The organism is Marinobacter sp. AN1 (assembly GCF_026013985.1).
In the GTDB taxonomy this organism is placed as follows: Bacteria; Pseudomonadota; Gammaproteobacteria; order Pseudomonadales; family Oleiphilaceae; genus Marinobacter; species Marinobacter segnicrescens.
Window position 1 is genome coordinate 654,274 of sequence record NZ_CP110342.1, and the last position, 23,326, is coordinate 677,599.

Below are 23,326 nucleotides of genomic sequence, written 5' to 3' on the forward strand. Positions count from 1 at the left end.
GCACTGAGAGCAGGAGGGCGTGGATGAACACCAGAAGCCTGCTCTGGGGCATGTTGCTGGCGGGTATCGGTCTCGGTGTGGCGCCCGGGGCGCTATGGGCGGCCGCGCCCGAGCTGCCGGAGGGGCTGGGTGCGCCCGCCAGCGATACCGAGGAACCGGCCCTTCCGGCAGGCCTCGGGGGTGAGGCCGGGGCAGAACAGACCACCGACCGACCGGCTGCGGCGGCGCTGCCATTTCGTCTGCGCGGCTTCTGGGAGGCCCGCGGCGGAACCCGGCTGGGCGATGATCCCCGCCAGCGCGATCTGTCCATCGCCGAAACCCGGTTGCAGCTCGAGGCGGAGAAGTATTTCCGGGGAGCAACGTTGCGCCTTACCGGCGATTTTCTCTATGACGACCTGGACGATGATCGGTCGGTCGACCTGGAATCGGGTGAGGGCGCCTTCGACCTGCGCGAGGCCAGCCTGGTGTTTTCGCCGAGCGCGGATACCGATGTCAAGCTGGGGCGCCAGATACTCACCTGGGGAACCGGCGACCTGGTGTTCATCAACGATCTGTTTCCCAAGGACTGGGTCTCGTTTTTTATCGGCCGCGATGTGGAGTACCTCAAGGCGCCCTCGGACGCGCTGAAGGTTTCGGCTTTTTCCAGCTGGGCCAATCTTGACCTTGTCTACACCCCCCGGTTTGACGCGGATCGCTTCATCGACGGTCGCCGTCTCTCTTTCTTCAACACAGGGCAAGGGCGGCTGACCGGGCGCAATGCGGTTGTACTGGCGGGCCGCCCGGCGGACGCGTTCGAAGACGACGAGTGGGCCGCCCGGCTGTACCGTAACCTTGGCGCCTACGAGGTCGCGCTCTACGGCTACGACGGCTTCTGGAAGAGCCCGGCCGGGGCTGATCCGGCCAGCGGTCGGGCCAGGTTTCCTCCGCTGTCGGTGCTCGGCGCCAGCCTGCGCGGGCCGGTGGGGGCCGGCATCGGCAACGTCGAGCTGGGCTATTACGATTCCCGCGCAGACCGCGATGGCGACGATCCCACAGTACGCAACAGCGAGCTGCGCCTGCTGCTCGGCTATGAGCAGGAAATTGCCCGTAACCTGACCCTGGGCCTGCAATACTACCTTGAGCGCATGGGCGAGTTTGAGGCCTACCGGCGGGCCTTGCCCCCGGGTGCCCCGGTGCGGGACGAGAATCGCCACGTCCTCACCCAGCGGCTTACCTGGCTGACACACAGCCAGAATCTGGCGTGGTCGTTGTTCCTGTTCTACTCGCCCTCGGACCGGGACGCGTACCTGCGCCCCCGGGTGGGCTATCAGGTTGATGACCATCTCTCTGTTGAAGCCGGCGGAAACCTGTTTTTCGGCGCCCAGGAGGAAACCTTCTTCGGTCAGTTTGAGGACAACAATAACCTGTATCTGGGGGTACGCTATGGGTTCTGAAAAGGTTAGGTGTTGATATTGAAGGGCTGGCTACTATAGGCCTCACTCGGTTTACCCAAAGAAAAGGAAATGTATATGTCTTACACAATGAATCGCGTAATTCAGAATGTGGATTTCGAGACAGTGGATGAGCGAACCCGCAAGGCCCTGGCCGATCAGGGTTTCGGGGTTCTGACAGAAATTGATGTTAAGGCCACCATGAAAAAGAAACTGGACAAGGACATGCTCGCCTACCGAATTCTCGGTGCCTGCAATCCAGCCTTGGCTTGGGAAGCAATTGGCGTGGAACCTCGGGTAGGCGCTATGTTGCCGTGCAATGTTATCCTGCGCGAAACCCTGGAGGGCATAGAAGTCAGTGCGGTTGATCCAGTGTTATCCATGACTGCGATCGATAATGAGCAACTCAAGCAAATTGCGGGTGAGGTGAGAGATAAGCTGTCGGCGGTTATCACGGCGGTTTGATTTGACCAGCCAAACCACTCGCTGTCTCTTTAATCATTGACGCGCCGGTTGGCTAAAACTTTGGTTCGGCATACCAAGCAAGTTGAGCCCCGATCTAAGTCGGCCCACGTCAAAGCCACTTGCGTAACAACAGGCCAAGCGTGTGATACACGCCTTTTATGAAGCCCCGGTGTTTCCGGGGGATGCCAGTGATTTCACTGGCATCCTGCAGGTCAGTTTTGAACTCGTTTCTTAGCTGGCCATTCAAGGCTTCGTTTGTGGAAATCAGCGTCAGTTCATAGTTAATAAACAAACTTCGGTAGTCGAAGTTTGCGGTTCCTATGCTGCCCCAGGCTTCGTCAACGAGTAGTACTTTGGAATGCAACAGCCGGGGCGTGTACTCGAATATGCGAACGCCGTGTTCCAGTAGTTCTCCGTAAATGGCGCGGGCAGCCCATTGTGCGGGGGTCGAGTCGGTCTTTTCGGTGGTCAGAATCCGCACATCGACCCCCCGGCGGGCCGCGAGAGCAAGCTGTTTGCGTAATCCACGATCCGGTACGAAATAGGGCGTCGCCAACCAGATTCTGTCTGACGCTCTGGCCAACCGGTCTTTGATGGCACACCGTAGCTGGATGCGACAGGTTCGTGTTGTATTGGGAATGATCCGGCTGTCGCCGACGGTGTGACTGTCTGGGTTCCATTGCGTGTCACCACACCAGAAGGCGTTGAACAGAGTGTCAGATACTGTGGCCAGGGGCCCGTTGATGCAGACATGCATATCGCGCCATCGCTGGGGGCCGTAGAAGCGCCTTGAACCCTCGCGATGAATGTTGAAGCCGCCGAGGTACGCTGTTTTGCCGTCAATGACCAGCAGCTTGCGATGGTCGCGACGGTTGTAACGCATCGGTTGCCGCCAACTCCAGCGGTGAAAGCGCTGAAGACGGATGCCGGCGGCTCTGAGCTGGCGTCGGTGCTTTCGGGTAAGAACGCTGCTTGAGCCCAGCGCATCAACGTGAATGCGCACGTCGAGGCCGTGGCGGGACTGCTTCATCAGTTCATCAAGCAGTTCAGTCCCCACCTCGTCCGCCGCCAGGATATACGAAGCAAGAAAGATACGCTGGGTGGCAGCACGGACCGAGCGAATCATCTCCGCATAGAGTTCGTCTCCCTCACCGAACAGCCTGAACACATCCTTCACGGCCCCGTCCTCGGGTTCACAGGCGGCGTCGCCGGGGTTGCCGTTCATATCTATAAGCCAACAGAGCCGATACCCAGGCTGTCATTGGTGTTTCTGATCGACGTTTCCGCATCGTGTTCGGCCCCGGTCAGTGCGCGTATGGCATCGATGGTTTCCGGAACAACAATCGCCTGGTTGTCGACCATATAGGCATAAAACAGCTCTTTGCCCTGCACTTTGAGCATGTCTTCCCAAAGCGCGACTTCATACAGGCTGTCGTGAGGTCGGCCAAGGTCGGCCATCAACTCCTTGACACTGTTGATCGCGCTTAGCCCGTCGCTGTTCCGGAGGAAAACAATGCGGGAGGAGGTGCGGAACGCATCGAGCACTTCGTCCTTACTCGCCTCACGTGTCAGTTGAACGGACCAGTAGTGCAGGTGGGCCAGTGTCTCCGGAACCTTGACCGCCATGGTTACCACATCCAGGTCCGGGTCGACACTTTGGGCGTCCGGGCCCTGGTGACTGGGAATCTCCGGCTCTGGCACGACGGTATTCATGATCCCGCCCTGGTGGCTCTCCCAGGGATCGGTGGCCCGGCGCAGAAGGGTTCCCCGTGCCCGGTCCAGCAAGCCGTGGCGTTTGAGCGCTGACAGGGTACGAATGATCGACGTCGTGTTGCACGATACGACGCGTGTGCAGTCACGGCCGACAGCGCTGGCGTAGTTGGCCTCGGCAACGAATGAATGGCCCGTGCTTTGATGTTTCTCGCCGCCATGAACGATGAACCTGATACCGAGCCGCCGGTAGGTTTCGATATTCTTGCTGGCCAGGTGTTTCGGTGTACAGTCCACCACGATGTCCGCGGCTTCAAGTAAGTCATCCAGTGTGCCGGAAACATCAAGCCCGGCTGCGCCCATGGCAACGGCGTGCTCTTCAGTCGCGCCGTACAGGGCATACCCTCTACTCAGCGCGGCCCTCACTCGCCAGTCCTGCGCGACATCAGCTACGCCAGCCACAGCCATGTCTTTTTGTACCGCAACGGCTTGCGCTACCCGTTTGCCGATAACGCCATAACCGTTGACCGCGACGCGAATAATTCTCTGACCGACCATCTTTTGTATCTCCAGCTTCTGAAAAGGGGCGAGCGAACTGTTATGTTGCTTAAGTGACCAGATTATAGACAAAGACTGAATTTCAGCTGAAAGTCCGGTTTGACGTGTACCTCAGGGCAATGGCTTTACCGAAAAGTTGATGGTGATCAAAAAAATGCAAAGCGCAGAAGTGCTTTTCAGGTTCAGTTCAGCCGGGTGTAGTGGAATGGGGTGCAGTAGAGGGCAACTACATTGCTTATGACCAGGTCGAACCTTGAGAGGCTCGAATGGTATGAAACCATCGAAAGGATGATCGGAAGATGTCTGCCAAAGAAAATAGTTCTGCTATCAAAGATAGTGCTGGGAAGGAGTCGGAGGGCCAGTATACCTGCCCGATGCATCCGGAGGTCATATCTGATGAGCCTGGGAATTGCCCGAAATGCGGGATGCACCTTGTGCCTCTGGAAAACAATAAAGTGAGTTCTCATTCAGATCACTCTCACCATTGTTCTGGAGATCATGAAAAACCGTCAGGCGACGATCGAACATATGACCGTGTACCACCCGGGTATTCGGGGGTGGTTTACACTTGTCCCATGCACCCTCAAGTCCGACAGACAAAGCCCGGGGCATGTCCTCTGTGCGGTATGGGACTGGAGCAGGAATCGGCCACCGCGGAAGATGAGGGGCCCAACCCGGAGTTGGTGGACTTTTCTCATCGGCTCTGGGTTGCCCTGGCATTTTCAGTGCCCTTGCTGATTTTGACCATGACTCCCTATATCGGTGTCATGGCGGTTCGCGACTTCTTCGGTGAGCGTTTGTCACTCTGGATTGAACTGGTGCTTGCTACTCCTGTAATCCTATGGTCCGGCTGGCCCTTCTTTGCTCGCGGTTACATCTCGTTTCGGACAATGAACCTGAATATGTTCAGCCTGATCGGCATGGGAGTTGGGGCGGCCTATATCTTCAGCATCGTAGCGGTCCTTGTGCCAGGGATCTTCCCGGAAGGCTTCCGGGATTCTGGAGGAAACGTCGGCGTTTATTTTGAGGCGGCAGCCGTTATCGTCACGCTGGTCCTGCTGGGCCAGGTGATGGAACTGAGGGCCCGTGAGGGCACCGGTAAAGCCATACGTGCGTTGCTGGATATGGCCGCCAAAACGGCGCGCCTGATCCGGCCCGATGGAACCGAAACAGAGGTTGCTCTGGAGGATGTGAAGGTCGGTGATCACCTGCGGGTGCGGCCTGGTGACAAGGTGCCGGTGGATGGTGTTGTTGTTGAAGGCCGGTCTTCCGTTGATGAATCTATGATTTCGGGGGAGCCGGTTCCGGTAGAGAAAGTGGAGGGAGACAAAGTAACCGGGGCCACCATCAACGGTACCGGAAGCCTTGTTATGGAGGCGACCCGGGTTGGCGCGGATACTACGCTCAGTCAAATCGTCGAGATGGTTGCCAATGCCCAGCGCAGCCGCGCGCCTATCCAGAAGTTTGCCGATATGGTGGCCGGCAAGTTCGTACCAGCGGTTATTGCCGTGGCGGCCCTGTCCTTTGTGGCGTGGGCCATCTGGGGGCCGGTACCAGCTTTGTCGTATGCGCTCGTGTCTGCGGTTGCGGTGCTTATCATCGCTTGCCCTTGCGCATTGGGGTTGGCTACGCCTATGTCGATCATGACGGCTACGGGGCGCGGTGCCCAGTTAGGTGTGCTGATTAAGAACGCCGAAGCGCTGGAGCGTTTTGCCAAGGTGGATACCTTGATTGTGGATAAAACCGGTACCTTGACGGAAGGCAAGCCCAGACTAGTGGCGGTGCTGCCGGAATCGGGTCATGACGAGACCGAGGTCCTCAGGCTTGCGGCCACACTGGAGAAAGGGTCAGAGCATCCGCTCGCTGAAGCCATCGTTTCAGGCGCCGAGGCACGTAACGTGATGCTTGGAAAGGCCGATGACTTTGAAGCCGTTACAGGCAAGGGGGTCAAGGGTGTTGTGGATGGCAAGTCAGTGGCTTTGGGCAATGCCAAACTACTGGAAGAGCTGGGCTTGGACGGTGGCCATCTGATGGAGGTTGCCAATAGCAGACGCGATGAAGGCGAAACGGTCATGTTTGTGGTGCTTAACGGCGCCGTTGCAGGCCTTGTCAGCGTAGCCGACCCGGTCAAGGAAACGACACCCGCTGCGCTCAAGGCCCTCCACGCCGCTGGCTTCCGCATAATTATGGCAACTGGCGACAATGAGCGCACGGCAAAGGCGGTGGCGGGTAAACTCGGTATCGATGAGATTCGTGCCGATGTGCTGCCAGAGGACAAGGCCAGCATCATTCGCGAACTTCAGAGCCAGGGGCGCAAGGTAGCGATGGCGGGGGACGGCGTGAATGACGCACCCGCCCTGGCCCAGGCCGATGTTGGTATTGCAATGGGAACCGGCGCGGATGTCGCCATTGAGAGCGCGGGCTTTACCTTGGTTAAGGGTAACCTCGATGGCATTGTCCGCGCCAGACGGTTGTCCCAGGCGACGATGCGAAATATCAAGCAGAACCTGTTTTTTGCCTTGGTCTACAACGGTGCGGGTGTGCCGGTGGCTGCTGGTGTGCTCTACCCATTCTTTGGCATCCTGATAGGACCTATCTTTGCCGCTTTTGCAATGAGCGCGTCCTCATTGTCGGTGGTAATGAACTCCCTGCGTTTGCGTCGAGAGAAAGTCTAGCCCGAATTTCTCATGAGGGGATAAAAGAAAGCGGCTGAAAGTGTTAAAATTTCAGGACCTTACACCATCAATCAACACCAACAACCGCTATCCAAAATGGTACCTCAAAAACTGACCTTCTCGCCACTTTCCCGCCGCCAGATTGAAACCGACTTCTCCGGAGGCCATATCACCTCCGATGCCGGCTTGCTGTTACTGCGCGAAGTCGACAAACAACACCGGTTAACCCAACGGCTGGCCGAGACTCTGACCGACCAGCGGGATCCCCGGATGATTCGTCATGAGCTCAAGTCCCTGGTCCGGCAACGGGTCTACGGTGTGGCCGGTGGCTACGAAGATCTGAATGATCATGAAGCGCTTCGCTTTGATCAGGCACTACAAACCGCCACGGGGAATGCCTCGACTCTGGCCGGCAAGTCCACGCTTTGTCGAATGGAGCAGGCGATGGATCGGCAAACCATTGTCAAAGCGCATGAGTTGCTCTGGCACCACTTTATCGAGCAGCATGAGAAGCCGCCCAAGGAAATCGTGCTGGATTTTGACGGCACCGATATTCCGGTGCACGGCGACCAGCCGGGTAAGTTCTTTAACCGGTATTACGACCATCACTGCTACTTCCCGCTTTACGTCTTCTGCGGTAGGCACTTGCTGGTGAGCTATCTGCGCACCAGCAATCGAGGTGATGCCCGGCACAGCTGGGCCATTCTGGCGCTGCTGGTGCGATTTATTCGCGAGTATTGGCCACAGACCCGGATCGTGTTCCGGGGCGACTCCCACTTCAGCAAGCCCCGACTGCTGGCCTGGTGCGATCGCAACCAGGTGGATTACATCGTAGGCATGGCCCGCAACCAGCGGCTGGAGGCGCTTGCCGCCCCAGCCATGGACAAAGTCCGGACCTACTACGAGGCTCATGGCCATAAGCTCGCCAGCACCTTCCGCTTCCGCTACAAAGCCCGAAGCTGGCATAAGCCACGCTGGGTGGTTGCGCGCCTGGAATATGGCCCTCAAGGCCCGAACCCCCGGTTCGTTATCAGCTCCCGCTACGATGACGGATTCAAGCTCTACTACGAACAGTATTGCGCACGGGGTGATATGGAGAACCGGATCAAGGATCAACAACTGGATCTGTTTGCCGGTCGCACCTCCAGCACACACTGGTGGACCAACCAGTGGCGGCTGATCTTATCCGGCTTCGCCTACACCCTGTTCGAGCGTTTGCGGGTGCATCTGAAAAACACGCCCTTCGAACGTATGAGTGCCGGCACCTTGCGCTTGAAGCTGATCAAGGTTGGCGCAGTCATCATCCGCAACACCCGCCGAATACGGGTGTTGATGAGTGATAGCTATCCACACAAGAACGATCTCTCAGCACTGGTTCAGCGCTTGGTGCCCCAGTAGATAATCGGGCTCCCCCGGCCCGATACCAATGGGGGAAAGGGGGAGTTGTGCCTGAATGCCGGAAACTGGCTAAATAATCGCCAACTTCGACCATGACCACTCGGATCTGGCACTACCAGGCTTGGTCTGCGAAGGTTGTTGGAGCACTATGAGAAATCCGGGCTAGGCGCGAAACGACCATATCGATGACCTCTCACTGGTAGCCCTATCCTGTGGCTCTCAGTGCTGAGGTCGGAGTAAAAATGAGTTTGGCCAGGGAAAGCTAATGAAAATTGTGTTCTTTGAGGCAGAGAAGTGGGAGTGCGATATTTTGCAGCATGCCTGCTGCAATCATGAGGTTGTCTTCACGGACGAGGAACTCGGAATAGACAACGTTGGGTTATACAGGGACGCCGATATCATCTCACCCTTCGTTCATTCAGCCCTGGATCGTTCGGTACTTGAGTGCTTTGAGCATCTGAAATTTGTCGCTACCCGGTCGACGGGATACGACCATATCGATTTGGAGTATTGCACCAGAAATGCGATTCCAGTCAGCAATGTGCCCGTCTACGGTGACCAGACTGTTGCGGAGCATGTTTTTGCGCTGCTCCTTGCCATTAGCCACAAGATTCCAGAGGCGATCAATCGCACTCGCAAGGGGGATTTTTCGCAGAAAGGCCTGCAGGGATTCGATCTGCAAGGCAAAACCCTTGGAGTGATCGGTACCGGTGCTATCGGTAAGCGTGTTGTGGAAATCGCGCAAGGGTTTCGTCTGAACGTTCTTGCCTGCGATCCCAAGCCGGATTACGTATTCGCGGACCGATATAACGTGTCTTACGTCGATTTGGATGGTCTTCTTGAGCAGTCCGATGTTGTGACGCTGCACGTTCCTGGCAGCAAATCGGCCAAGCATCTTCTGTCGGACAGGGAGTTCGCGCGGATGAAGCGCGGGGTTGTCCTGATTAATACCGCTCGCGGCTCCGTTGTTGATACCCAGGCTTTGCTGTACGCGCTGGCGGATGGGAAAGTGTCGGCTGCCGGTCTTGATGTACTGCCGGATGAGCCCTCCATCAGGGAGGAGGCGGAATTGATCCGCTCCTTTTTTGACAAGAAACATGATCTGGAAACGCTGTTCGCCAACCATGTTCTTCAGCACATGAGAAACGTCATCGTCACCCCGCACAGTGCGTTCAATACGAAAGAGGCTGTCGAAAGAATCCTCACGACCACCGGCGAAAACATTGTTGGCTTCATTGAGGGTGCACCCCGCAATCTTGTGAACAAACACTGAGCCAGGATGATTTTTTATGCCGATGCTCTATACCTATTTGATCTGGGGTGTGTTGTTGGTGCTGCTGTCGGGATTGGTTCTTGTTGTTACCTGCAATAAGAAGATGCTGAGGATGAGCCTTGGTACCGCTCCCCTGGGGTCGTGAATTCAGATAATAACTGCAGCATTTTTCGTAATTTATACGAGCATCGCTATTGGCAGACCAGGACATAATAAAAGGCTAATCATCATGTGGAACGAAAAAGGCAATAGCCATCTCCAACAACCCATCTTGCCGTCACTATTCAGCATTGGCGCCATTGGTTTGACCCTCGCTGGCGCGCTGATCTGGCAGTCTGAGTTTGCGTATGCGCTTGATTATGTTTCCTCGTACGTGGATGGTCTGCTGCGCTGGTGGTATGTGGCACTGGTTGCGTTTCTGACGGCATTTGTTATTTGGCTAGGGCTGGGGCGTTACAAGAACGTGCGCCTTGGTAAAGACTACGAACAACCGGAATACCGGCTTTTTCCCTGGTTGGCGATGCTGTTTGCGGCCGGCACGGGTGTGGGGCTGCTGTTCTGGAGCATCGCCGAGCCAATCATGCACTTTCAGGGTAACCCTTTTACTTCGGAGGGCTTTACTCCCTCCGCTGCGTCTACTGCAATTCAATTGTCGTTTTTCCACTGGGGGCTGAACGGATGGGCTATTTTTGCGTTGGTCGCGATTGCATTCGGATACTTCAGCTATCGCCATGATCTCCCGCTCGCGCCTCGATCAGCGCTGTACCCGTTTATTGGTGAAAGAATCTTTGGCTTTTGGGGGCACGTCGTTGACGCGCTCGCTGTTTTTGCGACTGTATTTGGTCTGGCGACGACGCTGGGGCTGGGAGCCCGTCAGACTGGCACGGGGCTCAAGTGGCTTTTCTCCGTGGAGGCGTCTCTTTGGGTGGAGCTGTCGGTGGTCGCCGTGGTTACTGTAATCGCGACGATTTCGGTGGTTTCTGGGGTCAGGCGGGGCGTGAAAATATTGAGTGAGGTAAATCTTTGGCTAACGCTGATTTTACTCGCCGCCTTTATGATTATTGGCCCCTTTGATTACATGGCAGGGTTGTTGGTGCAGGAAATTGGCGGTTACCTCGATAACCTGTTAGTTATGACATTCTATGTTGGCGCCAATGAACCGGGGAACTGGCAATCGACCTGGACGGTGTTTTTCTGGGGCTGGTGGTTAGCGTGGTCACCTTTTGTCGGGCTGTTTATCGCCCGGATATCCCGCGGGCGCACCTTGAGAGAGTTTGTTTTCGGAGTTCTTCTTTTACCAACGCTGGTGACCTTCGTTTGGATCGCGGTGATGGGGGGGGCTGCGCTCCACAGCGAACTCTTTAGTGGCGGCGGGATCGTTGACGCGGTCAACAAAGACATCGCCTATGCACTCTTTGCCACCATCGAGCATCTGGGAGCTCCTGAGTCACTTAAATTTGTCATGGGTCTGGTCGCAACCCTCCTCATCGGCATCTACTTTATAACGTCTGCGGACTCGGGCGCATTGGTCGTCAATATCATTTTGTCGGGAGGAAAACTTGAGCCTCCGAAAGCGTCAAGAGCCGGTTGGGCCATTGCCAATGGGGTGCTGACAGCTGTGCTGCTGGTGGCTGGAGGGATTGCCGTCCTTCAGGATGCGGTCATACTTGCGGCTTTGCCGTTCTCACTGGTTATTGTTGCTATGACTGCCGGCCTGTTGAAGGCGCTGCATCATGAGCCCCTGGTAGCACCCAGAGAAGGTTGTAAGCAACATCGGGCTGCTGAGCCATGGACAGGAGCAGATCAAGCATGAACATCACCTGGCAGTATCTGCCCGTAGTGTGAATAGTCACACTTGGAAGACCGGTGCAAACCCGCCTCCTGGCGTGCGAAAGTTGGTTGTCTGGCCCTGATATATCCTCGCGGCAACCAGCAGACTTTTGCCGGCGTAGGTATACAGGCGAATGTCGACCTTTCTGGTGGTCACCGCATCGTCAATTCGTAGAGTTCGTTCTCCAGCGGGGACGAGATCTTGTGCGATATAGCCGCCATCCAGAATGTTTTCGAAAACACGCCGGGTCATCTTGTCGCCCCGGTAGACACCCTTGCTGCCGTGACCTGCAACCGGCTTAAAAAACAATTGGCGCCGAGCGCTCCACAACGCCGCAGCATCTTCACTCGAAACCAGCCGGGTCTTCGGCACGGCGTCTTCCAGGCAGCCCGCATCCGCTAAGCTCAGTCCCCAGTCGAGTAGAGTCTGCGGGGCTGACAACAAGGTCAGGTTTCGCTTATCGGCCAGAATGGCATGAGCTCGGGGGTTGGGAGTTACAACCACGGCGCCGTCCAGATACGCACGTCTTAATGCCGCATGAGCCGTGGCGTCCAGTGAAAAGTCCACCAGCCTGTTGTAAACCATACAAATGGGCTTACCACGGGCTGTCAGTCGCCCATCGGCATACACAAGCTCTGAGGGATCGAGTATCAACGCCTCAATTCCTTTGGTCTGGAAAAGTTGTTGGGCCAACTGGAATTCGGGAAACATAAACTGGGTCTTCGGGGCATCATCAACTATCGCCAGGCAGTTGGGTACCGAAGTGGCATGCTGTCTTTGCCACTCCTGTTTGAACATCGTCAACACTGCATCCTCGAATCCGTCGAGCTCGCTACGGGTTACTGCGGTCTGTTGAGATGGGTTACAGCAGCGATGCTGGGCTCTCGCCAGCACAACGTTCAGGAAGGCACCTCCGGCATTGGTGTTGATCTCTATCAGCCGGGGGCCGTCGGGACCCAGGTGAAAGTCGTAACCCATGAATGCCCCAATGGGGCCCGGATTGAACTGTGCGATTTTTGGTGCCCAGGACAGAACTCGTTCACGAAACGACGGAAGTTCGGTGGCCGATTCGATCGCTTGGACGATCCTTTCCATCGCAGCTATGTCGGATCTGGGAACAAAAATCGGTGTGTTTGAAAAAAGCTGGTCGAACTCGGCGAACTCTGACGGTCCACTTCCAGCATCGATAAGAATGCTTCTGAGGCTCTTGTTGAGCGCTTTACGGTCGAGAGTGATGCAGTAGCAATGGCGATTGAGCTTGTAGGCTCGACTGTCGGCTAATCGTTGGTTTTTGTGGATAGGTTCGGGCATCAGGAGTCCGTTGGTCGAGAGTTTCACTGATTGTAATCGCATACTTGAAATTCAAAAAAACCTATCTCCCATGTGTGATCTACGTCAAATAGATTCATACTTCAGATCTGTTTTCAGGTCTGTTTCAGTTCCGCGTGTTGAACTATCGCTAGGTAAGTTGGCTCTCTCTACCCATCTTAGACTCTCCCGATAGGTAGCAGACTGGTACTACACGATGATTCAGGCGGCAGAACTATGAAATATAGATCAAAAAAAAGGTTCTTCGCAGATAACCGTGAAAAAGTAGGAGACGGCGGTAAAACCGGTTAGTTTTGAGTTCGCCAAAACAACAAAGCCAATCGACTCACCGCCGTCACTATGCATGCTAATCCTCTTGCCCTGTTCTGGGAAGGATTCACGATTGACTCCTATGCCCAGATTGCTCCTCAGTCCCTGCTGATCCGACTGCATCCTGCGGATGATTACCAACCATGTTGCAGTGGTTGCCATCAGCACTGCCTTGCCATCCATGACACGACTATTCGCCGGGTGAGGGAGCGTGACCTGTTCCAGTACCGCGTCTGGCTGGAGGTTCCTGTGCGGCGTGTTCGCTGTGCGACCTGTGGCCCCAAGTTGGAAGAGATTCGATGGCTGGCCGGTCGACAGCGCCTGACAGCCGGCATGGTCAACTGGGTCGAATCCCTGGTCCGCTTGATGCCGGTGCAGCATGTGGCTCAACTGTTGGGGTTGCATTGGCATACGGTCAAAGCCATTGATCAACATCGGCTTGCCCGTGAGGTTATCGAACCAGACCGCAGCCAGATACATCGCCTGATCATGGACGAATTTGCCCTGTTCAAGGGCCACCGTTACGCCACCGTTGTGATCAATGCCGACACTCAGCAGGTTCTATGGGTTGGTGAAGGTAATAGCCGACAGGCTATACGGCCCTTCTTTGAATGGCTGGGGCCGGAAGCTTGCGCCCAGGTCGAAGCGGTCGCCATGGACATGAACACGGCTATGGACCTGGAAGTCCAGCACCACTGCGTACAGGCCCGTGTTGTTTACGACCTGTTCCATGTCGTGGCCAAGTTCGGTCGGGAAGTGATCGACCGTGTCAGGGTTGATCAGGCGAACCAGCTACGTCATGACAGACCGGCGCGCAAGGTGGTTAAACGAAGTCGCTGGTTGCTGTTGAGGAACCGAGGCAACCTCAAGGCCGAACAGGCTGTGAAGCTGGAAGAGTTGCTGCAAGCCAACCAGCCCTTGATGACCGTTTACCTGCTGAAAGACCAACTCAAAGAACTGTGGTATGCCCCGTCTGAAGCCGAGGCCAGACGGCGCTGGAACGAATGGTTGGAGTTGGCCATGAGCAGTGGGCTGGCGCCCGTGCAGCAGTTTGCTCGGCGCCTTAAAGGCTACGTAGAGGGGATCGTTGCCAGTGCGACCTACCGCCTGAACACCAGCGTCCTGGAAGGCATGAACAACAAGATCAAGGTGATCAAGAGGATGGCGTATGGCTACCGGGATAACGGCTACTTCTTCTTAAAGATAAAAGCAGCGTTTCCCGGTAAAGCGCGATGAACCAAAAAAAGGGTGGTTTACCGGATTCGCGATCATCGCTTTGATAGGTTTATCGACTATTGCAATTGCAGATGGCCGTCGAGCGTTTGTACCCATGGGGACAGCTGATTCTGTTGGCATTATTGATCTGAGAAGTCGTCAGGTAATGCCGTCGATTATGGGGACAATCAACACCCATGGCTCGGCCCTGACTCCGGATGGTCACTATCTGGTTGCTGGCAGTCTGACCGCGCACGACAGCGAAGAGCCGATCAGTCGCCCGGAGGGCGTGACGGAGGACGAGCACGCGGCCCACCACGGTGGTGAAGCTACCGCGGCTCCGGAAGACGCCAATACCGGCCGGATCTACGTTGTGGATACCGCCAAGAGCGCGATTACTCGCACTGTAGAGGTGCCAGGGCCCGTGCACCATGTGCTGGTGACCCCTGACGGTCGATTCGCTGTCTCCACTCATCCTATGGGCGGTGGGATCAGTGTGGTTGACCTGGAGTCCGGACAGCTCGTTGAAACCCTGGCCACGGGCCCGGCGCCAAACTACGTAGTGGCGACCGATGACGGTCAGTCTTTACTGGTCAGCAATACTGGTAACGGGACCGTCAGCGAAGTGGATACTCGGCACTGGTTCGTCAAGCGTAATCTTCGCGTCGGCGGTGGGCCTGAGCACATGGTGCTTTCCCCTGACAACGAGAGGGTGTATGTGAATGACGGGGCCTCGGGGGAAGTCGCTGTCCTTGGGCTTTCCAGAGGTGAGGTGCTGGCAAGATACGATGTTGGGCCGCAACCCCACGGCGTGGGACTAAGCACAGATGGCCAGATACTTTATGCGACCAGCGAGGGCGGCAACCAAGTTGTCCGTATCGAGCTGGCCAGCGGAACCCGCGACAGCATGCCTCTGGCGCCGGCCCCTTACCACCTGGCGGTCTCTCCCGTCGATGGCAGCCTATTAATCACCAGTCGGGCCGAAGCCAGGCTCTGGGTGCTTGATCCGGGCTCTCTGGAAATTATCGATGACGTTTCTTTGGACGGGATAGGTCACCAAATATCGCTTGAGGCTTACTAGCCAGTAAGCCCCACTGATAAGCTTTTCCCAAAGGGATTCTATATGGATAAGCGTTTTAAGATTACGTTGGCAATTTTTGCGGTTATCGCTTTGGTTTTACTCTGGGGCGAACATAAGGTTCACCTTCTGGGTGCTCTGCCGTGGTTAATCCTTCTTGCATGCCCGTTTATTCATATGTTTATGCACGGAGGGCATGGGAGTCACGGTGGCCACAACCACCACGATCAACCAGAAGGCAAAAACGGAGGCCAACGCGATGACTGATGCTTCGTCCGACTACGGCCTTTGGGGGCTGGTGGTTCTTAACTCGGTGATCTTTATTTTCTTCGCTTTCAGTTTTTTTAAGCCACAGACCCAACGAGACTGGCGATCCTTCGGCGCGTTCAGCGCGTTTCTCGTGGCATTATTCACTGAGATGTATGGGTTCCCGTTGACACTCTATTTTCTATCCGGTTGGCTTCAGACTCAATACCCCGATGTAAATTGGCTTGCCCACGATAGCGGGCACCTGCTTGAAATGCTTTTTGGTTGGCAGGGTTCTCCCCATTTCGGCCCCTTCCACTTGTTGAGTACGGTGTTTATTGGTGGAGGTTTTTACTTGATTGCCGCCGGGTGGCGAACCTTGTACGCGGCGCAAAAAGAGCGAAAGCTGGCTACGACAGGTCTCTATTCGTATGTTCGGCATCCACAGTATGTCGGCTTTGTCTTGATAATGTTTGGCTTCCTGCTGCAGTGGCCGACTCTGTTAACCCTGGCGATGTTCCCGGTTTTGCTCTGGATGTATTCACGGTTATCGATCAGTGAGGAACGGGAAGCCGAAGAAACGTTCGGGGAAGCCTGGAGACACTATGCAGACAACACTCCCAGGTTTTTGCCGCGATTGCGCGGATTGGGGCGGCAAGCTTGAACAAAAGCTCTACTCATTTGATGGGTAGATAAAGGAGCCGTTGGTGAACCAATCACTTTCGATACGTGCAGTCGCTGGGATGGTTCTTGTCGCCTTTCTTTGGGCGATCTGCTTTCCTTTTATTGTGGTGGGGTTGCCGGACGCGCCACCTTTGCTTTTTGCCGCTTTACGCGCATTGCTGGCAGGGCTCTGTCTGATTCTGCTGGCTTTTACAAAAGGTGGTCGGCCCAGTTATTCACTTCGCCAGCTCCTGATACTGGCCGCAATTGGCTTCAGTTACACGGGCATGGGGCTTGGAGGGATGTTTTTAGGAGCTGGCAAACTGGGGCCAGGACTTGCAACCGTTCTGGCTAATGCGCAACCGCTGTTTGCGGCGGTTCTTTCATTTTTTATCGTCCGAGAGGTTGTGACCGGGCGTGTGTTTGTAGGCCTTTTGATCGGTTTTATTGGTGTTGTGGTGCTAGCGATGCCAGAGATGGAATTTGGTAACGCCAGATTTTCAGGGGCCGTCTATGTTCTTGGTGGTGCCATTGGAACCGCCATTGGAAACGTGCTGCTTAAATACCAGGCCGGCAGTGATGATATCTATTGGTCGATGGGCATTCAGCTTGTCATAGGTTCAGTGTTTCTGGGAATAGCATCCGTGAGCTTGGGCGAGGGCTTCGAGATTGATTGGACTTGGTCATTTACGACGGCCATGTTCGTTCTGGCCATTCCGGCAACGGCAATGATGGTTGTGCTCTGGTATGCCTTGCTCGCCAGCGCGCCCTTGAACAGCCTCAATTCGTTTACCTTTTTAACGCCTGTTTTCGGTCTCGCTATCGGAATGCTTTTGTTCGGCGAAACTTTCACATCACTGGAGATGATCGGGATAGGAATCACAATTGTCGGCTTGGTGATCGTTGTCAAAGCGCCTCGGAAAACAACAAGCGGTTCCGCTGTCGGGGAACAGGCAAAGGTGATCCGTAGCTCATAGTAGAAATTCGACGAGGACCCTGAGCAGTACCTCGATTGGGAAAAGAAACAGCAAGAGCCGGTAGCGCCGGGCACTATGTATACCTGTCCCATGCACCCCGAGATTCGGCAGCAAGGGCCAGGGGACTGCCCAATCTGCGGCATGGCCCTAGAGCCCGAGCAGGTAAGCCTGGACGACGGGCCTTCGGAAGAACTCAAAGACATGACCCGCCGATTCTGGATCGGCCTGGTGCTGGCCCTGCCTGTACTGGTACTGGAGATGGGTGGGCACCTCACCGGACTCGATCACATTATAGCCCCGCAGATGTCCAACTGGATTCAACTGGTGCTGGCAACGCCTGTGGTGCTCTGGTGCGGTTGGCCCTTCTTCGTCCGGGGTTGGAAATCCGTGGTTAGCCGTAACCTGAACATGTTCACGCTGATAGCCATTGGTACCGGCGTGGCCCTGATCTACAGCCTGGTCGCCACACTTGCGCCCCAGGTATTCCCGGGCGCTTTCCGGCAGGCCGACGGCTCAGTGGCAGTGTACTTTGAGGCGGCAGCGGTCATTGTGGTGCTGGTGCTGCTTGGACAGGTGCTGGAATTGCGCGCCCGGGAGAAAACCTCCGGGGCCATCAAGGCTCTGTTAGATCTGGCGCCGGCAACGGCCAGGAAACTGGACGATGATGGCGGTGAGTCCGATGTATCGCTGGATCAGGTCAAGGTCGGTGACCGCTTGCGGGTACGTCCGGGAGACAAGGTGCCGTTGGACGACGAGGTGCTTGAAGGCAGCTCCAACGTGGATGAATCCATGGTGACCGGTGAGCCTTTGGCAGTCAGCAAAAAATCCGGCGACCAGGTGATCGGCGGCAGTATCAACCAGCAGGGCAGCTTTATCATGCGGGCCGACAAGGTTGGCCGTGACACCATGCTGTCCCAGATTGTGCAGATGGTGGCGAGCGCCCAGCGCAGCCGCGCGCCCATTCAGGGCCTGGCCGACAAGGTGGCGGGTTATTTTGTGCCTGCGGTGATCGTGATCGCCATTATCGCCTTTATAGCCTGGTCATTCTTCGGGCCCACGCCGCCTATGGCGTTCGGGCTGATTGCTGCGGTGAGCGTGCTGATTATTGCTTGCCCCTGTGCTTTGGGGCTGGCAACGCCCATGTCGATTATGGTCGGCGTTGGGCGGGGTGCTCAGAGCGGTGTGCTGATCCGCGATGCCGAAGCACTTGAGCGTATGGAGAAAGTGGACACCGTGGTGGTGGATAAGACGGGCACACTGACTGAAGGCAAACCTCAGGTGACCAAACTGGTGCCAGCTGCCGGGGGCAGCGAGGATGAGCTCATGCGATTCGCCGGCGGCCTGGAAAAGGGCAGTGAGCATCCGCTGGCCCACGCCATTCTCGATAAAGCAAAGACCATGGGCTTGAAACTACCGGACGCGGAAGATTTTGATTCACCCAATGGGAAGGGCGTCACCGGTAGGATTGATGGACGACGGGTATTGCTCGGAAACCGGCTGTTGATGGAAGCGGAAAATGTGGACACCGCGGACTTTGAAAGCGAAGCCGACCAGCTCCGCCAGGATAGGGCGACTGTTATTTTCGCGGCCGTAGACGGCAAAGTGGCCGGTTTGCTTGCCATCGCCGATCCGGTGAAAGAAACCACTGAAGCGGCTATTTCCGCACTGCATAAAGACGGCATCCGAGTCGTCATGCTCACCGGCGACAACCGGACGTCGGCCGAGGCGGTTGCCCGTAAATTGCACATCGATGAAGTGGAAGCGGAAGTGCTTCCGGAGGATAAGGGCAAGATCGTTCAGCGCCTGAAAGATGATGGCCGTGTTGTGGTGATGGCTGGTGACGGGGTGAACGACGCTCCGGCTCTGGCAACCGCCGATGTAGGCGTAGCCATGGGCACGGGCACTGATGTGGCCATCGAAAGCGCCGGCATTACCCTGTTGCGCGGCGATCTCATGGGCATTGTGGAAGCACGTCGATTGTCGCTGGCAACCATGCGCAATATCCGGCAGAACTTGTTTTTTGCCTTTGTCTATAACTCGGCGGGTGTGCCGATAGCGGCCGGCGTTCTATACCCGTTTTTCGGCATCCTGCTGTCACCGATTTTTGCGGCGGCGGCTATGTCGCTGTCTTCGGTCAGCGTGAATGCGCTGCGCCTGCGAGTGATTAAGCTTGGCGCTAAGTAATAAACGTTGGATTTGTTGGAGACGATTATGCGGTACACGATTGATCGAATCATAGAAGACGCTGATTTTGACGAGGTTGACAAAAGAACGCGTCAGTCCCTCACAGATCACGGTTTCGGGGTGCTGACAGAAATTGATGTCAAAGCCACGATGAAGGAGAAGCTTGACAAGGAAATGCCCGCGTACCGGATCCTTGGAGCGTGTAATCCTGCTATGGCGTGGGAAGCCATTGGTGTAGAGCCCCGGGTAGGGGCCATGTTGCCGTGCAATGTCATTCTGCGGGAAACGTCTGAAGGTATCGAAGTCAGCGCGATAGATCCCGTAGCTTCAATGACGGCGATTGAAAACAGCGAACTGAAACAGGTTGCCGGTAAGGTCAGGGAGGCACTGTCCGAGGTTATAGCAGGTATCTGAGGCGGCGCCATCGGTTGTTTGAGATCGTGATCAGTTGACCTCGATCAAGTTACACAGGGTGTATCCAGACCGTTCAGCTTGAATTCAGCTCACCGTGATTAACTCCAAGAAGAAGTGTTTTGGCAGGTCGCCAGACCCCAAAGCCAAGACTTTCAATTATTGGAGCGATGGGTATGGAATTTAATCGTCGGTACTGGATCACTTTATCTGTCTTCGGTGTGATCGCCCTGGTGCTCCTTTGGGGCGAGCATAAAGTTCATATACTCGGGGCCTTACCCTGGTTGATTCTCCTGATTTGCCCGTTGATGCATATTTTTATGCATGGCGGTCATGGCACGCATCAACACGCCCAACAAAAGGACGACGACCGTGAGTAGCGAGGCGACGGATTATGGGCTTTGGAGCCTCGTTATTCTGAACTCTGCTGTCTTTATCTTTTTTGCATTCAGCTTTTTTAAACCCCAAACGAAGCGGGACTGGCGCTCGTTCGGGGCGTTCAGTGCTTTTCTCGTCGCGCTGTTCACGGAAATGTACGGGTTCCCGTTGACACTCTATTTCCTGGCGGGCTGGTTGCAGACTCGCTATCCGGATGTGGACTGGTTTTCCCACAACAGCGGGCATTTGCTGGAAATGCTGTTCGGGTGGCAGGGCTCTCCACATTTCGGGCCGTTTCATTTGCTGAGCACGGCTTTCATTGTCGGGGGATTCTATCTGATTGCGGCTGGCTGGCGAACTCTCTATGCCGCCCAGAAAGAGGGCAAACTGGCAACGACAGGGCTATACGCCTGGGTTCGTCATCCCCAGTACGTTGGCTTTGTGTCGATCATGTTTGGGTTTCTTCTCCAATGGCTGACACTGCTCACGTTGGCGATGTTCCCGGTGCTTCTCTGGATGTATTCCCGGTTGTCCGTTCATGAGGAGCAGGAGGTCGAAAAGGTCTTCGGAGACACGTGGCGACAGTATGCCGCTAACACACCGCGCTTTATCCCGAACCTTCGGGATCTGAAACAGCGACTTTAATAGATCACTGAGCCAGAAGAGGGTATCAATATGGACATCAGAACGTTCGGTGAATTGATTGACTGGACCCGGGACCTGCACCAGAACCTGGCAAGTTGTCTGGGGCATTGTGCGACGGCTAATGAAGAAGAGAGAACAAAGGCGCTATTGGAGTATCTCTCGGCTCACGAAGCGGAGCTGGCCCGGATTGTTGATGAGTTTGAACGCCAAAGTGCCCGCAATACGCTTGAGACCCGGGTCTACGATTACCTTAAACACAATCCGATAGAAACCCACCGCACCTGTGACCAGCCCTATGCCAAACTGGATTTTCAGGGGATCTACCGTGAGGTTATGGATTTTCATGGGCAAGTGATGGATCTGTACCAAACCCTCTGGGAGAAAGCGGAAATCCCAGAGGCCCGGGAGTTGCTGGCAGCACTCCTGGAGATGGAGAAGAACGAATCTATGCGTCTGGCCCGTCAGATAGGTCGAATGGACGACCTTTAATGCGTGAAACGCAAGTCGATTGTCGTCATTTCGAAAACGACAGGTTGTTGAAAGCTGGTTCAAGTAAAAACCACAGCAATCATCAACTCTTTGTTTCGTTTCCTGAGAATTTCAGGTCAGTTTCAGCTCTGCGTGATCTAATATAGTTACATAGGATGACACCTTCTTGAGGATTATAAAAAATAATTTATTAGCAAAATTTATTTTATCGAGTGCGAATTAAAAAAAAAGCCACAGAGGTGTCTGTGGCAAAGTTAACTCAAAAAGACAATGGCCGGGCTTGATGAACATCAATAAAGCCACTGACAGATGCATTAAATCATTCGAAACTGAATTCAGCCTGAATTACCCATCCGAATTTATGGAGACGCGACATGAATAAATTATTTGTAATCATAATCCTTGCTTTCACAGTCTCAATGACCGCTAATGCGGGGGGGCTGGCCGACAGGTTCAATGAAGCTCGCAGTTTCCCTGCTCAAGCACAAAGCCCTGAAGGTCGAACAACGGAGCTGAAAATGGAACATAAAAAAATGCATGAAATGCACGATGAGATCCATGTCAGACATGAGAATTTTCAGGCTCTCTTCCATTCCGTGTGGAATCGGTCGCCAGCTAACGCCTTTTTGAGCCATACTCCCTGATATCTTCTGACCTCCAGCGAACATCTCTATGAATCCGGAACTCTTGTTCACACAAGCCTTGGGTCTGACGTCACCATGGGCTGTCGATGACATCGATTTTGACCCAAAGGCCCAGCGTATCGATTTCCGGGTCTCCTGTGAGGCGAAGCAATTACCGTGTCCTGGTTGTGGGCGATCTGATCAGCCTATTCACGACCGGAAACCGCGAACCTGGCGGCATTTGGACTTCTTCCAGTTTGCCGCCTATGTCCATGCCGAGGTGCCCCGGGTGCGCTGCGGCGGCTGCAAGAAGACCACTCAGGTGGAAGTACCCTGGGCTCGCCCGGGCAGCCGTTTCACCCTGCTATTCGAAGCCTTTGCGCTCACGTTGGCCAAGGCCATGCCGGTATCGACCACGGCAAGGCAGCTGAGGACTGATGACAGGGCCCTTTGGCGGGTACTGGACCACCATGTCACCCAGGCACAAGCTCGTGAAGACTACAGCACCGTGACCACCATCGGGGTCGATGAGACCGCCTGTCGGCGTGGCCATCACTACATCACGCTGGTGCATGACCTGGCCGAGCGCCGACTCATCTTTGCAACGCCCGGTCGTGACGCCCAGACTCTGAAAGGATTCTCTGAGGATCTTGCAAGCCATCAGGGCAAGGCTGATCAGATCCGGCACGCCAGCATCGATATGTCTAAAGCCTACATCAGCGGCCTGGGGCAGCACCTGCCCAACGCCGAAATCACCTTTGACCGGTTCCATATCATTCAGCTGGCAAATCAGGCTGTGGATGCCGTGCGCAAGTCTGAAGTACGCCACGACGCCCGCCTGAAGCGAACCAAATGGGCCTGGCTCACGGACATGGCCCGCTGGAGCAAAAAGCAGGATGAGGCCGTCTACGACCTGACCCGCTCCAACCTGAAGACCGCTCGTGCCTGGCGCATCAAAGAGGCCTTGCGTGACATCTTCCAGGCCAAGCCTGGTCGTGAACAAGCGGAAGGGTTACTGAAGCGATGGCACTCCTGGGCCAGACGCTGTCGGTTGGAACCGATGAAACAACTAGCTGCCACCATCAAGCGACACTGGGCCGGAGTCCTACAGGGCTTTGAAAGCGGCTTGAGCAATGGTTATGTCGAAGCCATGAACAGCCTGATCCAGGCGGCCAAGGCCCGTGCGCGCGGCTACGGCACGGCGAGCCACTTCATTGCCATCTGCTTTCTGATTGCCGGCAAGCTCAAGCATCTGCCAGCAAACCCGTTCCAGACGCCATTACAGAGAATGGTTGCAAGCTAATGTTCCACACAAAACGGAAGAGAGCCAATTTTCATGCCAAAATGCATGTACCTACTAAAAACGCGAAAAATCGTTCCCATCACGAAAGATAACCAATATAAATATTTTTAAGTAAATTATGTTTGGCGTCAGTCGA

General features: G+C 55.3%; 21 protein-coding genes and 1 pseudogene. 18 read left to right on the forward strand and 4 right to left on the reverse strand.

Annotation, left to right across the window (positions count from 1 at the left end; all coding sequences use genetic code 11):
* Positions 1-23 precede the first annotated feature (23 nt).
* Both LJ360_RS02855 and LJ360_RS02860 read left to right on the forward strand, forming a co-directional pair.
* Complete coding sequence (locus tag LJ360_RS02855) at positions 24-1,433, forward strand: hypothetical protein (RefSeq protein ID WP_264995201.1); 1,410 nt, start codon at positions 24-26, stop codon at positions 1,431-1,433.
* A 75-nt stretch (positions 1,434-1,508) separates the two neighbouring features.
* Complete coding sequence (locus LJ360_RS02860; RefSeq protein WP_264995202.1) at positions 1,509-1,895, forward strand: DUF302 domain-containing protein; 387 nt, start codon at positions 1,509-1,511, stop codon at positions 1,893-1,895.
* 109 nt (positions 1,896-2,004) lie between these two features.
* Here LJ360_RS02860 and LJ360_RS02865 read toward each other — a convergent pair whose 3' ends face one another.
* Both LJ360_RS02865 and LJ360_RS02870 read right to left on the reverse strand, forming a co-directional pair.
* Positions 2,005-3,120 carry a phospholipase D-like domain-containing protein gene (locus tag LJ360_RS02865; RefSeq protein ID WP_264995203.1) on the reverse strand — a complete coding sequence of 372 codons (1,116 nt, stop codon included), beginning with the start codon at positions 3,118-3,120 and terminating at the stop codon, positions 2,005-2,007.
* 2 nt (positions 3,121-3,122) lie between these two features.
* Positions 3,123-4,163, reverse strand: coding sequence for a type II glyceraldehyde-3-phosphate dehydrogenase (locus tag LJ360_RS02870; protein ID WP_248236580.1), 1,041 nt, complete (start codon positions 4,161-4,163; stop codon positions 3,123-3,125).
* A 299-nt stretch (positions 4,164-4,462) separates the two neighbouring features.
* Here LJ360_RS02870 and LJ360_RS02875 point away from each other — a divergent pair, with 299 nt between their 5' ends.
* The 4 genes from LJ360_RS02875 to LJ360_RS02890 all read left to right on the forward strand — a co-directional run bounded on the left by LJ360_RS02875 (position 4,463) and on the right by LJ360_RS02890 (position 11,322).
* Positions 4,463-6,838: a copper-transporting P-type ATPase gene (locus LJ360_RS02875; protein ID WP_264995204.1), complete on the forward strand. Its 2,376-nt coding sequence runs from the start codon at positions 4,463-4,465 to the stop codon at positions 6,836-6,838.
* A 96-nt stretch (positions 6,839-6,934) separates the two neighbouring features.
* Positions 6,935-8,236: an IS1380-like element ISMaq3 family transposase gene (locus LJ360_RS02880; RefSeq protein WP_011784498.1), complete on the forward strand. Its 1,302-nt coding sequence runs from the start codon at positions 6,935-6,937 to the stop codon at positions 8,234-8,236.
* A 265-nt stretch (positions 8,237-8,501) separates the two neighbouring features.
* On the forward strand, positions 8,502-9,509 hold the full coding sequence (locus LJ360_RS02885) for a hydroxyacid dehydrogenase (RefSeq protein ID WP_264995205.1): 1,008 nt from the start codon (positions 8,502-8,504) through the stop codon (positions 9,507-9,509).
* A 229-nt stretch (positions 9,510-9,738) separates the two neighbouring features.
* The gene (locus LJ360_RS02890) at positions 9,739-11,322 is read left to right on the forward strand and encodes a BCCT family transporter (RefSeq protein WP_264995206.1); all 1,584 of its coding nucleotides are present in this window, start codon (positions 9,739-9,741) and stop codon (positions 11,320-11,322) included.
* Positions 11,323-11,358: 36 nt separating this feature from the next.
* On the opposite strand, the gene LJ360_RS02895 is transcribed toward LJ360_RS02890, so the two are convergent.
* Positions 11,359-12,651, reverse strand: coding sequence for a hypothetical protein (locus LJ360_RS02895; protein ID WP_099616092.1), 1,293 nt, complete (start codon positions 12,649-12,651; stop codon positions 11,359-11,361).
* Positions 12,652-12,897: 246 nt separating this feature from the next.
* Positions 12,898-13,161 (reverse strand): hypothetical protein, encoded by a 264-nt coding sequence (locus LJ360_RS02900; RefSeq protein WP_264996082.1) that lies wholly within the window; start codon positions 13,159-13,161, stop codon positions 12,898-12,900.
* On the opposite strand from LJ360_RS02900, the gene LJ360_RS02905 reads away from it, so the two are divergent.
* From LJ360_RS02905 to LJ360_RS02960, 12 genes and pseudogenes are all read left to right on the forward strand, one after another.
* A complete protein-coding gene (locus LJ360_RS02905; protein ID WP_264995983.1) occupies positions 13,069-14,214 on the forward strand; it encodes an ISL3 family transposase in 1,146 nt (381 codons plus the stop codon). The genes LJ360_RS02900 and LJ360_RS02905 overlap by 93 nt on opposite strands.
* A gap of 157 nt (positions 14,215-14,371) precedes the next feature.
* A complete protein-coding gene (locus LJ360_RS02910; protein ID WP_245742706.1) occupies positions 14,372-15,274 on the forward strand; it encodes a YncE family protein in 903 nt (300 codons plus the stop codon).
* Between the two features lie 42 nt (positions 15,275-15,316).
* Positions 15,317-15,538 carry a DUF2933 domain-containing protein gene (locus LJ360_RS02915; RefSeq protein WP_076657107.1) on the forward strand — a complete coding sequence of 74 codons (222 nt, stop codon included), beginning with the start codon at positions 15,317-15,319 and terminating at the stop codon, positions 15,536-15,538.
* Complete coding sequence (locus LJ360_RS02920; RefSeq protein WP_058091979.1) at positions 15,531-16,181, forward strand: methyltransferase family protein; 651 nt, start codon at positions 15,531-15,533, stop codon at positions 16,179-16,181. Before LJ360_RS02915 ends, LJ360_RS02920 begins: the two co-directional genes overlap by 8 nt.
* Before the next feature lie 43 nt (positions 16,182-16,224).
* Positions 16,225-17,157 carry a DMT family transporter gene (locus tag LJ360_RS02925; RefSeq protein WP_264995207.1) on the forward strand — a complete coding sequence of 311 codons (933 nt, stop codon included), beginning with the start codon at positions 16,225-16,227 and terminating at the stop codon, positions 17,155-17,157.
* Between the two features lie 3 nt (positions 17,158-17,160).
* Positions 17,161-19,341: pseudogene (locus LJ360_RS02930) on the forward strand (copper-transporting P-type ATPase); the annotation flags it as partial.
* A gap of 27 nt (positions 19,342-19,368) precedes the next feature.
* Positions 19,369-19,755, forward strand: a complete 387-nt coding sequence (locus tag LJ360_RS02935) for a DUF302 domain-containing protein (protein ID WP_058089861.1) — start codon at positions 19,369-19,371, stop codon at positions 19,753-19,755.
* A 173-nt stretch (positions 19,756-19,928) separates the two neighbouring features.
* Positions 19,929-20,132 carry a DUF2933 domain-containing protein gene (locus LJ360_RS02940; protein WP_230715835.1) on the forward strand — a complete coding sequence of 68 codons (204 nt, stop codon included), beginning with the start codon at positions 19,929-19,931 and terminating at the stop codon, positions 20,130-20,132.
* On the forward strand, positions 20,125-20,775 hold the full coding sequence (locus LJ360_RS02945; RefSeq protein ID WP_260546983.1) for a methyltransferase family protein: 651 nt from the start codon (positions 20,125-20,127) through the stop codon (positions 20,773-20,775). Before LJ360_RS02940 ends, LJ360_RS02945 begins: the two co-directional genes overlap by 8 nt.
* 30 nt (positions 20,776-20,805) lie before the next feature.
* Positions 20,806-21,264 carry an ATPase gene (locus LJ360_RS02950; protein ID WP_248234642.1) on the forward strand — a complete coding sequence of 153 codons (459 nt, stop codon included), beginning with the start codon at positions 20,806-20,808 and terminating at the stop codon, positions 21,262-21,264.
* A 374-nt stretch (positions 21,265-21,638) separates the two neighbouring features.
* Positions 21,639-21,908, forward strand: coding sequence for a hypothetical protein (locus LJ360_RS02955; protein WP_264995209.1), 270 nt, complete (start codon positions 21,639-21,641; stop codon positions 21,906-21,908).
* Between the two features lie 28 nt (positions 21,909-21,936).
* Positions 21,937-23,190 carry an ISL3 family transposase gene (locus LJ360_RS02960; RefSeq protein WP_264994661.1) on the forward strand — a complete coding sequence of 418 codons (1,254 nt, stop codon included), beginning with the start codon at positions 21,937-21,939 and terminating at the stop codon, positions 23,188-23,190.
* Positions 23,191-23,326 lie beyond the last annotated feature (136 nt).

Coding starts and splice junctions, on each gene's coding strand:
- LJ360_RS02855 (WP_264995201.1), top strand. CDS start 24: ATGAACACCAGAAGCCTGCTCTGGGGCATGTTGCTGGCGGGTATCGGT.
- LJ360_RS02860 (WP_264995202.1), top strand. CDS start 1,509: ATGTCTTACACAATGAATCGCGTAATTCAGAATGTGGATTTCGAGACA.
- LJ360_RS02865 (WP_264995203.1), bottom strand. CDS start 3,120: ATGAACGGCAACCCCGGCGACGCCGCCTGTGAACCCGAGGACGGGGCC.
- LJ360_RS02870 (WP_248236580.1), bottom strand. CDS start 4,163: ATGGTCGGTCAGAGAATTATTCGCGTCGCGGTCAACGGTTATGGCGTT.
- LJ360_RS02875 (WP_264995204.1), top strand. CDS start 4,463: ATGTCTGCCAAAGAAAATAGTTCTGCTATCAAAGATAGTGCTGGGAAG.
- LJ360_RS02880 (WP_011784498.1), top strand. CDS start 6,935: ATGGTACCTCAAAAACTGACCTTCTCGCCACTTTCCCGCCGCCAGATT.
- LJ360_RS02885 (WP_264995205.1), top strand. CDS start 8,502: ATGAAAATTGTGTTCTTTGAGGCAGAGAAGTGGGAGTGCGATATTTTG.
- LJ360_RS02890 (WP_264995206.1), top strand. CDS start 9,739: ATGTGGAACGAAAAAGGCAATAGCCATCTCCAACAACCCATCTTGCCG.
- LJ360_RS02895 (WP_099616092.1), bottom strand. CDS start 12,651: ATGCCCGAACCTATCCACAAAAACCAACGATTAGCCGACAGTCGAGCC.
- LJ360_RS02900 (WP_264996082.1), bottom strand. CDS start 13,161: ATGGATGGCAAGGCAGTGCTGATGGCAACCACTGCAACATGGTTGGTA.
- LJ360_RS02910 (WP_245742706.1), top strand. CDS start 14,372: ATGGGGACAATCAACACCCATGGCTCGGCCCTGACTCCGGATGGTCAC.
- LJ360_RS02915 (WP_076657107.1), top strand. CDS start 15,317: ATGGATAAGCGTTTTAAGATTACGTTGGCAATTTTTGCGGTTATCGCT.
- LJ360_RS02920 (WP_058091979.1), top strand. CDS start 15,531: ATGACTGATGCTTCGTCCGACTACGGCCTTTGGGGGCTGGTGGTTCTT.
- LJ360_RS02935 (WP_058089861.1), top strand. CDS start 19,369: ATGCGGTACACGATTGATCGAATCATAGAAGACGCTGATTTTGACGAG.
- LJ360_RS02940 (WP_230715835.1), top strand. CDS start 19,929: ATGGAATTTAATCGTCGGTACTGGATCACTTTATCTGTCTTCGGTGTG.
- LJ360_RS02950 (WP_248234642.1), top strand. CDS start 20,806: ATGGACATCAGAACGTTCGGTGAATTGATTGACTGGACCCGGGACCTG.
- LJ360_RS02955 (WP_264995209.1), top strand. CDS start 21,639: ATGAATAAATTATTTGTAATCATAATCCTTGCTTTCACAGTCTCAATG.
- LJ360_RS02960 (WP_264994661.1), top strand. CDS start 21,937: ATGAATCCGGAACTCTTGTTCACACAAGCCTTGGGTCTGACGTCACCA.